This window comes from Sedimentibacter sp. B4 (assembly GCF_000309315.1).
Classification (GTDB): Bacteria; Bacillota; Clostridia; order Tissierellales; family Sedimentibacteraceae; genus Sedimentibacter; species Sedimentibacter saalensis.
Window position 1 is genome coordinate 1 of record NZ_CANG01000961.1, and the last position, 13,967, is coordinate 13,967.

Consider the following 13,967-nt stretch of genomic DNA (forward strand, 5'->3'; position numbering starts at 1 on the left):
ATTTTGTTATTATCATCAGTTTGTAAGTCTTACATTTGAATTTAATCCCCAATCATAATGTGCTTCCTTATCAGCGTCAGACCAGGTAGTGTCATAAAGAAAGTTTGCTGTAATATACCCTTGATTATCGACTGATTTAATATATATAACAGCAAAACCAATAACCTTTAAATCAGAATTTATTTTGGGCACTGTAACAACACGAGAATTCCCTTTTTTAGCATTGGAGTAATCTGTTCCATCACTGTTGGTGTCACCTGATTGTGTCATTAGATTTTCAATTACATTTTTTACATTCTTGTTTCCATTAGCATCATTTACATAATCATTAATTTTGACATTTCCATTATAACCATACGTAATGTTATCTTTATAGATATTGGCATCACCACCTTGAGATCCAAAGCTTACAATACCATAATATCCATTAGAACCGCCACCGCCACCTTCCTTTAATGTAAATTCAAGTCCATAAGTGTATGAATAATCCAGCCAATTACCAGTCCAAGTTTTTCCGTTTTTACCACCCATCTCTTTATACTTGTCTGTTAATGCCCATGGTCTCAGTCCGGAAACTCCACTTGTGTAATTTTCATTAACAGCAGTAGCCGTAGCACTTATTGTCCTGTCATTGAATCCAAGAATTTTAGCAAATGTGTAATTAATTTTTTTTGTGCAAGTAACCTCCACTTTTTTTGTGCCTTTATTCGCAATGACTTTTACAGTACCTGAGTCAAAATCAGCTTCAGTCTTATCTTTTGAGAGTTTACTGTCATTTGCAACAGCATAATTTACTGCAGTTTCTTCAGCATCGTCTTCATCAGATATTTCCATAGCTCCTGCCAAAGCTGCAGCATCGGCAGTATTTTGTAGCTTGGATTTTACAACTGTTGTCATGCCAATATCCACAGCAAAGGCTGCAAAACCCATTAAAACCGTCATTAATAAAGCCGCCAGAACCAATACCTGTCCGCTTTCATTCTTTGTTTCTTTTAACTTCTTCATTTGAACCCCCCTTGATTCAAAGAATTAAAAAATCTTGTTATATTCACAGCTAAAAATTATTTAATAACAGATCGCCCCCTTGTTACTTTAAAATTTATGCTTGTACTTTTTTAAGACAATCACAGTTATAAAAAAAGCTGCAAAATAATTTTAATTATTTTGCAGCAGAACTGTCATAGCAAAATGCCTTAGACTTCAAGCTTTGCGTCACTAACTTTCGCTAGGTTTGCCCATAATTTTATACACAATTATAATATAATTTGTAACTTTTTTCCATATATTTTTATAAATTTCTTATATTTTGTTCAATTAAAGGAATGATTTTGGTGACAATTCTTATTTAATTTTAAAAATATGTAAGCACCATTGTCATGGCTATTTTAAGTCCTGTTTCCATTCCGTCTATTTCAATCCACTCGCCTCTTGTGTGAGCACCAAATCCTTTGGCTGTACCAACAGTATTAGCCGGAATTCCAAGAGAAAGAGGAATGTTTGAATCCGTGGAACCTGCGCTTAAATCCAGTTCACCCTCATAGTAGTATTTAATAATTTCCTTGTTCTTTTCAGTGAATGATTCAAACTTTTCTTTATTCATTTCTCCGCCGCATGGACGAATTCCCACAACTTCTACTGAAACACCTATGTTCATTTTTCTGTAGCTGTCAAGTACGGCCCAGAAGAAATCTTCCATTTGTTTCAGGCAGTCCTTGTCCACAGAACGAAATTCATAAAGCATGGATGCTTCTTCTGCAATAGTATTTACAGAAGTTCCTCCGCTTATTATTCCCACATTGTATGTTGTTTTTGCTTTCTGAGGTGCACGAACTGTATACAATGTCTGAATCATGGATGAAAGATAGTAAATTGCATTTTGATTGCCAAAATCCGAATATGAATGTCCTCCTTCTGTGGTGACAGTCACCTTGTACCTTTGAGAACCAACAGCCTTGTGAGTGCATGAACCTATTTCTCCATCCAGAGAAACAAATTCTGTAACCCTTGAGCCGTATGTTTCCATTATTTTCTTGCTTCCCTTCAGGTTTCCAAGGCCTTCCTCGCAGGAATTCAGCACAAATAAAAATCCTTGTGTTGGTTTTAAGCTGTTCTGTGTGACATACTTGGCACACATCAACAGATTAACCACATTGGCAGTATCATCCCCCACGCCTGGAGCATAAACTCTTCCATCCTTGATGACAACATCGAATTCTTCTTCGTCATTGAAAACCACATCCAGGTGTGCCATGAATACGGTAATTTCTTCTGCATTTTCGCAGTTTAAAGGATATACCACATTTTTAGCTTCATCGATAAATACATTTTTTGCCCCGTTTTTCTCAAGCCAATTTTTGCAGAATTCTGCTCTCTTTTCTTCCTTGTGGGATGGAGCCGGTATTCTTGCAAGCTCAACCAGTAGGTCCAGTGTTTCCTTGCTGCTGTCCTTTATGAAATTGAGTGCATGTTCGTTAAGTGCATATTTCATTTTATCTACTCCGTCTATAATTTATTATTTATCACCAGTATAAATTGCCGGTAACATCATAATATTAATTGTTGCATTAAATATTATTATAATCAAATAATGCACTCCTTGCAACAGCAACTACCAATTTTTCTCACTTTCCCCTATGTCTGCATCATAATTTAATTTATTAATGAGTAAAATGTATTGTTTGAGGGTATATAACATTTGAATGCAATCAGAAAGGACAGTGAGCAAATGGAAAATGATACTTTGGAAATCATAGAAAGTCAGGATACTAATAACAGCAATAATAAAGAAAAAAAGAAGAAAAATAAAGTCCTCCGTGCCATATTCATGTTTTTTTTAATCATGTTGCTGACAGTGACTGCTACAGGAGGTTTTATTTTTGGAATAGTACTTGGTATCGTAAAGACTGCACCGGAAGTTGACCCCACCAATATTTTATCCACACTTTCAGAAAGTTCTGTCATAACAGACGAAAACGGGAACATTATTGAAAAAATTCATGATCCAAATGAAAACCGTGAAATAATACCGTTGGATGACATGCCTAAAAACTTAAGAAACTCCTTTTTAGCCATAGAAGACCACAGGTTTGAACAGCATTTTGGAATTGATATACAGCGCATCGCAAGCTCTCTTGTACATAACTTCCAGGTTGGAGATCCCACTGCCCAAGGTGCCAGCACAATCACTCAACAACTTGTAAAGAATCTTTATCTTACAAACGAAAAATCCTGGGAGAGAAAAATAAAGGAAATATACCTGGCACTTAAAATAGAACGAATACTTTCAAAAAACCAAATACTTGAAAATTATCTGAACACTATCCCCCTGGGTCAAAGCTCCTACGGAGTGCAGACTGCTGCCCGTACTTATTTTTCCAAGGATGCGAAAGACTTAACTCTGGCTGAATGCGCCATGCTCGCAGGAGCTGCCAAAAGCACCGTTACATATGCTCCCTTTAGCCGATACAACATGTATGACCTTGAAAATATTCCGGAAGAAGATATGGTCGGATATGTTACTATTGGTTCTGTGCAGTATGCATGTGTCTTCAATCAGGATTCCAGAGACAGGCAGCTTCTTATACTTGATCGCATGCTTGATCTTGGATACATAAATGAAGCTGAACACAAGAATGCAGTCAATGAAGACATGAGAAACGCCCTTAATCCCGGTCAAACTAAAATTGCACAGATTTCAACTCTGCCCATGGATTATGTAAAAGAAAAAGTAATTGAAGATTTAATGGAATATAAATCAATGTCCTACAGGGAAGCTGAAGCCTATGTTTACAGAGGTGGTCTGACAATCACAACCACAATTGATGTGAACATCCAAAAATCACTGGAAGAATCATACAAGAACTTCTCATATAATTTCCTAGGTTCTGAGCCTTCAGGAGAAACCCCTGTAGGAGAGGAATGGAGGTATTTCAAATGGGTTGACAACGAAGCGGTGGGATGCCTTGATTCTCAAAAAAATGTGTTGAACGAATACGGCCAGACAATTTTCTATAAGAAAGAAAACATAATGGATGAAGAAGGCAATATTTACTTAAATCCAGATGAATACAGCTATGACCAGAGCGGATTCCTTGTTATAAGTTCTAAAAAATTCGATATATATTCTTCAACCATAGACATTGTAGACTGTTACACCATAAACGAAGAATACAACTTTGTTTCGCACATTCTGGGCTCATTGAACATCGGAGATAACCTTCAGATTCTCGAGCAAAAGGGAACAAAAGGAAAATTTCTCATTACAAAGGATTTTCTTGACAAAAATCAGGATGTTTTTCATGTTGGCGATGACAATGTACTCCGAATTTCTAAAAATTTCTTTTATTATCAAGACAACGGAATTGTTCAGCCACAATCAGCTGCTGTAATAATGGATTATAGAACCGGAAAGATAAAAGCAATGTTTGGAGGAAGAAATATTGAAGGAAGCAGAACGTTTAACCGCGCAGCAGATGCTGCAAGGCAGCCTGGTTCAACAATAAAACCATTGTCTGTATACCTTCCTGCATTAAATATGGGATATTCGGCTTCATACATTTTGGAGGACCTCCCAAGAACAAATGAAGCAGGTGAAAGATGGCCGAAAAACTGGTTTGAACACAGGAGCGTAAAGTACTGGGGCAAATTGACCTTAAGAAAATCCATAGAACAGTCAGTGAACACAAATGCAGTCAACATGCTTGAAAAGATTGGAACTCAAGCTGCAATTGAATCACTTACTAATTTTGGATTCATAGACACCGAAAATCCAAACAGCGATACATTCATATCTCCTGAAGAAGATGCTGCCTTCAATGATGTAAACCTGGCATCTCTTGGGCTGGGAGGTCTTACAAAGGGATTTTCACCTCTTTCAATGACCGCAGCCTACGGAGCCATAGCAAATGACGGAGTCTATGTCGAACCAATAGCATACACAAAAATAACAGACAACAAGGGCAACATCATCCTTGAAAACATACCAAAAACCCGTGTTGTATCAAGCCCGGAGGCAGCTTCTCTCATGAAGGACATCTTAAGAACAACCGTAACAAACGGACTTTCATACAAGGCAAAACTGCCGGCTGAAATGGGAATTGAAGCAGCAGGAAAAACCGGAACAACACAGGCAAGCGGAGATTTCTGGTACGTAGGTTTCACACCATACTACATAGGCGGAGTGTGGGTAGGAAACGACAACGTACAAATGAAGCTTACCGGAGACAGCGGAGCCAATGCAAATCTATGGAGACAAATTATGATACCTGTACACGAAGGACTGGAACCTGCAAAATTTGAACTGAATAATAATTTAATTCCTGTGCAGGTTTGCAAGCAGTCAGGTTTGCTTCCAACAGAATATTGTTCACAGGACCCTCGTGGAAGTCAGATTATAACTGAATACTTTGTTCCGGGAACCGTACCGTCAAAATACTGTGAGACTCATGTCAAGGCAGAAATATGCACAAATTCAAACATGCTTAAATCCCAATACTGCCCGGGAAATTTAATCGAGCAGCGAATACTTGTAACAAGAAATAAAACTTACGATCATTCATTCAGTGTCCTGGATGATGCGTACCAGTTACCGCTGAACGTATGCACCAACCATACCCAGTGGCACTATGACCAGTGGCTGAATCAGCAAATTGAACCGCTTGAAACTGATGATAATGAAGAAACTCCCTCAGAAGTGGAAGAAGAACAAGAAAACTAACAGTAGTCTTAGACGTAACTATAGCGAACAAAACCGACCTTATGGTCGGTTTTTTAGCTCTTATTACATTCCCTTGCCAAATCCGCAGTTAGGGTATGTACATATTTCACAGTTTAGACATAGGCCGCCTTGACCTAGTTTGTCTATATCAGACTTAGTAAGAATATCATCAGCCATAAGTCTTGGTAATATTAAATCAAAAATAGTCCTTTTAGAATACATTACACATCCAGGCAGACCTATTACCGGTATCTTTCTTCCCTGAAAGCTGTAATATGAAACCAGCAGCATTGCTCCAGGCAGTACCGGTGCTCCATAAGATACTATTTCTGCTCCCGTATCCTTAATAGCCCCTGGGGTTCTGTCATCCGGGTCTACGCTCATACCTCCGGTGCACACAACAATATCTGAACCATTTTCAATAAATTTTATAATTGCAGCAGTAATTTCTTCTCTGTCATCATCCACTATTGTCTGACCTATTACTTCCGAATCAAACTCACTAAACTTACTCACTATAACTGGACCAAAGGCATCTTTTATTCTTCCATGGAAAACTTCACTTCCCGTAGTTACAATTCCTATTTTTTTATGTTTTAAAGGCATAATTTTTAAAATTGGCTTTCCACCGCCTATTTCCTGAGCCTTTTTCATTTTTTCTTCTTCAATAACAAGAGGAATTACTCTTGTACCGGCTAATTTATCCCCTTTCCTGACAATTGTATTTCCATGCCTTGTTGCTATCATCATATCTCCAATACTGTTAACTTCATTGAGTCTTTCTTTGTCAACTTTAAACAATCCGTCTATTTCAGAAATCACTTCTATTTTACCTTCTTTTACTGCTGAAGGCTTCATGTATTCATTTTTGCAAATGCTGTACAATATATCAGCAGCCTCATTTTCATGAAGCATTCCATCCTGCTTTTCCCATATGTATATATGCTCCTTGCCTACAGAAAGAAATACAGGAATATCTTCCTTCTTTATTACATGCCCTTTTTTAAACACCACATCTTTTTTTACATCCTTGATAATTTGAGTAATATCATGGCACAACACCTGACCAACTGCTTCTTCTATATTTACTGATTTCATTTTGTCCTCCTGATTTATGTATTATTTAATTGATTTACTGCCATTAAACACTTTAACAGCCAAACACAGCCTCATACAAACTAATGGCCATTTTTTTCTTTTCCCTGATGTTTCCTAATATCTGCTCATCACATTTGTAAATATCTTCTTTTGCTGAAAACCTGTTTTCAATGGAAACCAAGTTGTTTCCTTTTACCATTTTGTCAGCTAAGTACACAACTTCCTTTTCTGTCAAAACTTCTGGAATGTTTTCAAGTTTTACATGGTTGTATACGATTTTTGCTATCTCTTCATAACCCATGTCATTAAGCCAGCAGGACCCTATGAATGAATGATCTTTGCAGCCCTTTGCCACATCGTGCAGAAGCGCTGCTGCTAATACCGTCATATGATCCAGATTAATTTCTCTTTCTCTCAATTGTTCACAAATTTTTAAAGATTCCATTGCCACTGCATAAGAGTGAGATTTCACTTCTTCTGTTACATTAAAATAATCCAATATTTTAATGCATAATTCAATTGATGGCACATTTCTTTTTTTGTTATATTCAACCAGCTTAAAAAAATCCAGCGGAGTGTCAGCATCCATAACTATTCCAGGGTCTGCAAAGGACATGTTCCTATATCCTGTCACTATTTTATCAATTGCTCCCTGAAGGCCGTTTGTACCGTCGTGCTTTATAATTTCTCTTACAGCTTCGCTATTCAGCAATATGGGATGACCATTATTACCTTCATAAGATGGCTGAATAATTTTCAAACTGTTGTTTTCCATTTCTTCAATCATTTTTTTTAGTGTATATTTCTGCACAAAAGGGCTGTCCGAAGGTGTTACAAAAATCATGTCCACATTGTTTTTTAGCTCTCTCAAACCGATGCATAGGGAATCAAACATATGAGTATATTTATAATCATGGTTTCTCACTGTCTGTACATTACAATCAGCAAGCTTTTTCTCAATGTCATCAGCACGGTGACCTGTTACTGCTACAATGTTTTTAATACCAATGTTCTCATAATTTTCTATTGTTGTTTCAATCATAGTCTTGCTTCCTATGTTCAAGAGGGGTTTAAAGTCTTTCATCCTGGAAGACAATCCTCCTGCAACAATCACAGCACCAATTTTATCATATTTCATAACTCACCCTGCTGCCTTTCAGTTCCTTCAACAACTCATTCACAGCTTCTTTCTCGTCTTCGGTACAAATAAGCCTGCCTCTTTTTTTATGAGTTGGCATAAATATTTGCTTAACCCTTGTAGGAGAACAGCCATACCCACTGCCGTTTATTTTGAGACCTAAATCATCTGCCGTCCACACGTTCACAACTTTTTTACCTGCATCCCGTATACCCTTTAATGACATGCCCCTGGGCTTGTTAAACTCATTTGATACTGTCAGCAGACAAGGCATTTGCAAAAAAACCGTTTCGCAAGTATTATTCAATGCCCTCTTTGCAATTATTGACTTTCCATCCTCTTCCACGTTCAGACTGACAATATTGGTTAATTGCGGCAAATTCAGAAGTTCTGCTAACTGCGGGCCCACCTGTGCCGAACCGCCGTCTATTGTCTGCCTGCCAGTGAAAATCAAGTTATAATCTCCTAATTTTCTAATTGCTGCTGATAAAACCTCAGCAGTCACTAAAGTGTCTGAATCAGCTAATGCTTCATCTGTGATTATAACTCCATCATCTGCACCTAATGCCAGACATTCAAGCACTGCATCGTTTGACTCTCTTGGGCCCATAGTCACTATTGTAATGTGTGTATCTTTTTGTGTATCCTTGATTCTTAAAGATTCTTCCAGAGCGCTTGCATCATCTCTGTTTAATACATTGTAGAGATTTTCCACTACAATGCCATTATCATAGAAAAACCTTATTTTATCCATATCAGGAACCTGTTTAACACATACAACAATTTTTAAAGACATATAATCACCTCATTCTTAGCGGCCGTGAGCTCAATTAACTTGCATGGGTCACTGATGATCTCACAATTCTTGAAACAACCATATATGCAAAATAACCTCCTGCAGCACCGGAAAAAGCAGATGTCAATGTACTTACAACAACTGCAGCCAGAGGAAGATTCATCAGCAGTGCTGCCTGGGTTAATGCTCCGGCACTATTGGCAATTGCACCCAGAATCATCATGATTCCCTTGTTGTATTCATCTTTTCCATAAGCAATCAAGAATAAATCAATTGCTATTCCAGGAGGAAGGTATGTTATAAGCTTGATAACCGGCATGCTGGATGTGGCTATTGTTACAAATATTTGTACGGCGCAAAACAATGTAGCTGTTCCACGTTTCTTCACTACGGCACATGCAGCCACAATCCAAAACATATAGTATATTCCGCCAATAATTCCTCCAGGCAGACCAACTGAGCTGGTTAAAAAGTTTGATAATATCCTTATGGGAACCTTCGAAACAGTTGCAGTTGCTGCTAACAATGAAATATAAATCATTTCTCTTAATTCAAACTTTTCTTTCATCTTCTTTTTCCTTCCTATTATATAATTATCATAACGCTTTTTTTGTTATTGGGTAAGTAATACAAATCATTTATCCTGAGCAGTTTCCTGTTCAGCCAGTGTGCCACTTTTCTTTTGTATTCTGTAGGCAGGTTAAAATAATGATATATGAAATTTACTGCTTCATGGCAGGTATTAAAGGGTTGGCCGAATTCAGCGCCTGTCATTTCAATTTCATAATTAATATTCCTGTTGTCAAGAATATCAATGAAACTCAAGTAATTTAACTGTTCCAGGTTTTTTATGTCTATTCCAAGTTCAAGGTAGAGCTCGTCAACAGCAAAGTCATTCTTTGTGGTTGTTAATGGCAATACCAGTATCAAATGCTTGCTGACATGTTTGAGAATTCCATCAATATTGAATTCATTTACCAGTCCCATCATATAGCTTAAAAATACAACGTCATAACATTTTTTAAAATCATAATCTTCAAATGAAACATTCAAGACTTCCAGATTTTCCAATTTCCTGTTTTGTACTCTTTCATTAAGCGATTCTACAACCAACGAAGATTTGTCTATAGCGGTAACTTCAAATCCTTTTTCTGCAAACTCCAAGGAAAATCCTCCTCCACCGCAGCCAATATCCAAGACTGTCTTGCATCCATCAGTATAAGGTTTTAACAGTTCTACGGAATTCTTATGATATCTTGTAAGTTTTTCTGATAAGAGATACCAATCCATACTTTGATTGTCCCAGCTGAATTTGGATGTGTGATTTTTACAGCACAAACTTTTCTGAGAGTTCATGAGCAATTGAGTCTCTGTTTTTTTTAGTAACTGCAATTTCTTCCACATCCTTTCGTTTCCTTATGGAGTCCATAAAAGGTGTTGATAAAGTCTTTATGCACCCAATTATTCTATTATTGCTTGATAACACTTCATGGACTTTTTCTTGAAAACATATAGCATTGTTTTCAAAGAAACCAAGTTCATCCATGATTATGAGTCTGTAATTATTTACAAGGCAGCAATCAAGTATGGATGTTCCAAAACTTTCAAATGTTGAGTCCATCCCCAGCCACATTTTTCCGTCAGGCGTGTATCCGATTAACCGTTCGTAAATATCAGGTGTTTTCAGTTTATAGTTTATGGGCTCCATGTAAAATCCTGCTACCTTGCCGTTTCTTATGTATGCCTTTGTATAGAAGCCGCCGATTTCTTCTTTGTCAATTTCCATATTATTTACAATGTTTTGAATTATTGTGCTTTTTCCAACATTGATGCTGCCTGAAAGAAATAAGTGTTTCACTTAATCACTCCTCATACGCCATGCAAAATTTTATATTAAGGGCTCTATAAATATTTCCACAATGCCCCCGCAGACCATTCCTTCATCCTCTGCTTCTCGTCCTGTCATATCAACTTGAACAAGTTTGCTGACACCTTGGTCCATGCTTGAAAATGCAACCTGTCGAATGCTGGCTTCTACACAGCCTCCCCCAATAGTTCCTATCATGGTGCCATCCTTTAAAACTGCCATTTTAGTACCAACTTCCCTGGGTGCAGAACCTTTTCTTGATACAATGGTAACCAGCGCCTTTGGAATATTTTTAACATTTTCATCCATTATTCCGCTAAGCAGTTCATCTGAATATGTGCTTGACCCAGTTTCCTTATTCTTAACATCTATAATCTGAGCCATTATTGCAACTGCAATTTCAGCCGGAGTTTCTGCTCCAATGTCTAAGCCAATAGGTGTATATACCTTATTTAATTTATCTCTGGAAATCCCTTCTTCCTCCAGTCCATCCAGAACTTTTCCAACCCTTACTTTGCTTCCGATCATGCCAATGTATGCATTGTCTTTATTTATTATTTTCTTTAAGCACTCCTGGTCGTATCGATGGCCTCTTGTAACTATTATAAAAAATGTGCTGCTGTCTCCATTTATTCTGTCCAGTGCTTTCTCAAAAGGTTCACAAACTGTAAAATCAGCTCCTGCATTGATTGCATTATTTACGAATGTAATTCTGTCATCAATAACCGTCACCGGTAAATCCAGCAGATTGCACATTTTAATTATCGATATTGATATGTGTCCTGCTCCGCATACTACAACACTGTATTTATTTTTCATGAATTCTATATATATTTTTTCACCGTTCATTTCTACTAATTGACTTTTTTTATTTTGGGGAATAATGCCAATTATACTTTTCCAGTTGTATTTTTCATTGTTTGTATATGTAATTTCTCCTTGAGATACTATTGCTTTTGAATTTGCATAGTCTCCCGTCATCACCGTGATTATAATATTGTCTCTGTATGTTCCTGATTCTTTCAATGCTTTCAATGTTCTTAAAAATTCCATACAACACTCCTTTGCAGCTCATGATGTTTCACAACCAACTGTTTTACGCTGCCGTAATCAATTTTATATCCGAATGCTTCTCTGATGCTGATTCCTTCCACTGACGATAACATTGCTCTAATGACTCCTGCATGAGTTACTATTATTATGTTGCCGGAAGATTCATTCAATGTTTTGTATAATTCACTCATGGCACGACTTTGGCACTCTTTTATACTTTCACCTCCGTCAACAACATAATTTTCAAAATCTTCACCCCTTTTTTTATATTCCTCAGGGTACAGAAGTTTAATTTCATCAAATGTGAGTCCATCCCACTTACCCATGTCTATCTCTGAAAATTCGTTCTTAATAATTGGAACTGCAACATTGTTTGCCAGAATTTCAGCTGTTTCCCATGCCCTTTTTAAATTGCTTGAGTAAATGGAACTTATTTTTTTATCAGAAAAATAACTCAGCAGATTCTTTGCTTGTTCTCTTCCCTCATGACTTAAAGGTATATCCAGTTTGCCAATGCAGAATTTCTTGCTGCTGCTGAAGGACGGCTGGCAATGTCTCACCACGTATATGTTGCGTACATCATCCATTCAATCACCCGTTAATTTTTTATTTACATAACGCTTGTCTAAAATTGTTAGAAAACCGAACATTAGCTCGATTTTCTAACTAAAGAAATAGTAGTTGAGAGCTTAATTATTTGTTGTTATCCATTATACCTTTCAGTTTTCCCCACTTTGGAAGGAACAGCTCTGGATTCATAAGTCTTGGTCCGCCATCAGGAACTATTGGCTTGAATCCCATCTGATCGATTATTTGAGTCTGCAAGTCTATTCCAGGAGCAATTTCTGTTAAAACCATTCCTTCTAAAGTTCTTTCAATTACGCATCTTTCAGTTATAAATAAAATTCTGTTGCCTTTCTTTAAAGATTGTTCAGCATTAAATGTGAGCTGAGGACAACTTTGAACAAATTTCTTAAATCTGCCTTCCTGTTCAATTACCATTTTGCCGTCTTCAACATTGCACTTCAGTCCACCTGCAGTAAATGTTCCTACAAACAATGCATTTTTTGCAGTTGCTGCAATGTTGGCAAAACCTCCAACGCCCATAATCTTTCCATTCAAAAGACTTGTATTAACATTACCGTCCTTATCAACTTCACTTAAGCCAAACACACCTAAATCCAGACCGCCGCCGTCAAAGAAACTAAAATGGTCACCCTGGTCACAAGATGCTTCAATGTTCCAGTGAGCACCAAAATCATTTCCTCCTCCCGGCAAACCGCCAATGCTTCCTGACTCGGAAATCATGGTTATTGCATTTGAGCAGCCTTCTTCTGCCATGACATTTCCTGTATATGTTGGAGTGCCTATACCGAAATTACACTTGTAGCCCTGTTTGATTTCCATTGTCAATCTTCTGAGCATAACCTTTTTCTCATCCAATGGAATAGGATCCATGCTGCCTTCAAGAGGAACCCTGATTTCACCGGTAAATGCCCTGTTAAATGAAGTTCCTTGTGTTTGCATGATATCTTCAGGATGTTCAGCCACTACTATGTAATCAACATAAATACTTGGAACCTTTACTAGTTTTGGACTTAATGAACCTGCCTTAGCCAGAGACTCAACCTGTACTATAACAATTCCACCATTAGCTTTTGCTGCCTGAGCAACAGAAAGCATTTCCAAATTCAATGCTTCTTTTTCACAGGTTACATTGCCGTTTTCATCTGCAGTAGTTCCCCTCATAAGAGCTATATCAATAGGAATAGCCTTGTAAAAAAGATACTCTTCTCCTCTGAAATCAGGAATGTATTCTATAATTTCCTCGCCTTTTTCTTTTGTCAGCTGATTTAGCTTACCGCCGTCAAAACGAGGATCAATGAATGTTCCAAGTCCTGTCTTAGATAGCAATCCTGCAGATCCTCTGCCTTGCTCATGGTAAAGCTGAATCAATGTTCCAAGAGGAAGGTTCCATGCCATAATTTTATTTTCATTTATTTGTTTTATAACAGTAGGTGATGACCCTGCATGTGAGCCTATGAATTTAGCCATTAGCCCGTCCACTGCCCATACACATTCTCCTCTTTCTCCCTTAGGTCCTTTTCCCCAGTTGCCTACGCCTGCTGCATGAGTATGGGTAATATTTTTAGGGTGTCCTGTTTCATCAAATCTTTCTCTTACTGCCACTGCAACTTCTTCAGCCCATCCTGCCAAACCAAATGCTGCAGAACATACAGTCATATTGTCTTGAAATAACGCAGCTGCCTCTTTTGCTGTTATAACTTTCGCCATAATC

General features: G+C 37.5%; 12 protein-coding genes and 1 riboswitch. Of the genes, 1 reads left to right on the plus strand and 11 read right to left on the minus strand.

Annotated features, from left to right (window positions below; genetic code table 11):
• Positions 1-15: 15 nt before the first annotated feature.
• Together BN358_RS20950 and BN358_RS20955 are read right to left on the minus strand one after the other, a co-directional pair.
• The gene (locus tag BN358_RS20950) at positions 16-1,005 is read right to left on the minus strand and encodes a Tad domain-containing protein (RefSeq protein ID WP_019230496.1); all 990 of its coding nucleotides are present in this window, start codon (positions 1,003-1,005) and stop codon (positions 16-18) included.
• A 157-nt stretch (positions 1,006-1,162) separates the two neighbouring features.
• Positions 1,163-1,246, minus strand: a riboswitch (cyclic di-GMP riboswitch).
• A 105-nt stretch (positions 1,247-1,351) separates the two neighbouring features.
• Positions 1,352-2,488: a M20/M25/M40 family metallo-hydrolase gene (locus tag BN358_RS20955; RefSeq protein ID WP_019230497.1), complete on the minus strand. Its 1,137-nt coding sequence runs from the start codon at positions 2,486-2,488 to the stop codon at positions 1,352-1,354.
• Between the two features lie 207 nt (positions 2,489-2,695).
• Between BN358_RS20955 and BN358_RS20960 the strand changes: the two genes are divergently transcribed.
• A complete protein-coding gene (locus BN358_RS20960; RefSeq protein ID WP_019230498.1) occupies positions 2,696-5,716 on the plus strand; it encodes a transglycosylase domain-containing protein in 3,021 nt (1,006 codons plus the stop codon).
• A 63-nt stretch (positions 5,717-5,779) separates the two neighbouring features.
• Here the strand turns inward: BN358_RS20960 and BN358_RS20965 are convergent, their stop codons facing one another.
• The 9 genes from BN358_RS20965 to BN358_RS21005 form a co-directional block, all read right to left on the minus strand.
• On the minus strand, positions 5,780-6,814 hold the full coding sequence (locus BN358_RS20965; RefSeq protein ID WP_019230499.1) for a molybdopterin-binding protein: 1,035 nt from the start codon (positions 6,812-6,814) through the stop codon (positions 5,780-5,782).
• 52 nt (positions 6,815-6,866) lie between these two features.
• Entirely contained in the window at positions 6,867-7,952 is a 1,086-nt protein-coding gene (locus BN358_RS20970) for a DVU_1551 family NTP transferase (protein WP_019230500.1), read from the minus strand.
• Positions 7,942-8,748: an electron transfer flavoprotein subunit beta/FixA family protein gene (locus tag BN358_RS20975; protein ID WP_019230501.1), complete on the minus strand. Its 807-nt coding sequence runs from the start codon at positions 8,746-8,748 to the stop codon at positions 7,942-7,944. The genes BN358_RS20970 and BN358_RS20975 overlap by 11 nt, the downstream gene beginning before the upstream one ends.
• 34 nt (positions 8,749-8,782) lie before the next feature.
• Positions 8,783-9,316, minus strand: a complete 534-nt coding sequence (locus BN358_RS20980) for an ECF transporter S component (protein ID WP_019230502.1) — start codon at positions 9,314-9,316, stop codon at positions 8,783-8,785.
• A gap of 17 nt (positions 9,317-9,333) precedes the next feature.
• A complete protein-coding gene (locus BN358_RS20985; RefSeq protein ID WP_198018530.1) occupies positions 9,334-10,038 on the minus strand; it encodes a bifunctional 2-polyprenyl-6-hydroxyphenol methylase/3-demethylubiquinol 3-O-methyltransferase UbiG in 705 nt (234 codons plus the stop codon).
• Between the two features lie 37 nt (positions 10,039-10,075).
• Positions 10,076-10,606: a nucleoside-triphosphatase gene (locus BN358_RS20990; RefSeq protein WP_019230504.1), complete on the minus strand. Its 531-nt coding sequence runs from the start codon at positions 10,604-10,606 to the stop codon at positions 10,076-10,078.
• Positions 10,607-10,636: 30 nt separating this feature from the next.
• Positions 10,637-11,668 (minus strand): XdhC family protein, encoded by a 1,032-nt coding sequence (locus BN358_RS20995; RefSeq protein ID WP_019230505.1) that lies wholly within the window; start codon positions 11,666-11,668, stop codon positions 10,637-10,639.
• Positions 11,656-12,255, minus strand: coding sequence for a histidine phosphatase family protein (locus tag BN358_RS21000; protein WP_019230506.1), 600 nt, complete (start codon positions 12,253-12,255; stop codon positions 11,656-11,658). Before BN358_RS21000 ends, BN358_RS20995 begins: the two co-directional genes overlap by 13 nt.
• A 106-nt stretch (positions 12,256-12,361) precedes the next feature.
• The gene (locus BN358_RS21005; RefSeq protein ID WP_019230507.1) at positions 12,362-13,963 is read right to left on the minus strand and encodes an acyl CoA:acetate/3-ketoacid CoA transferase; all 1,602 of its coding nucleotides are present in this window, start codon (positions 13,961-13,963) and stop codon (positions 12,362-12,364) included.
• Positions 13,964-13,967 lie beyond the last annotated feature (4 nt).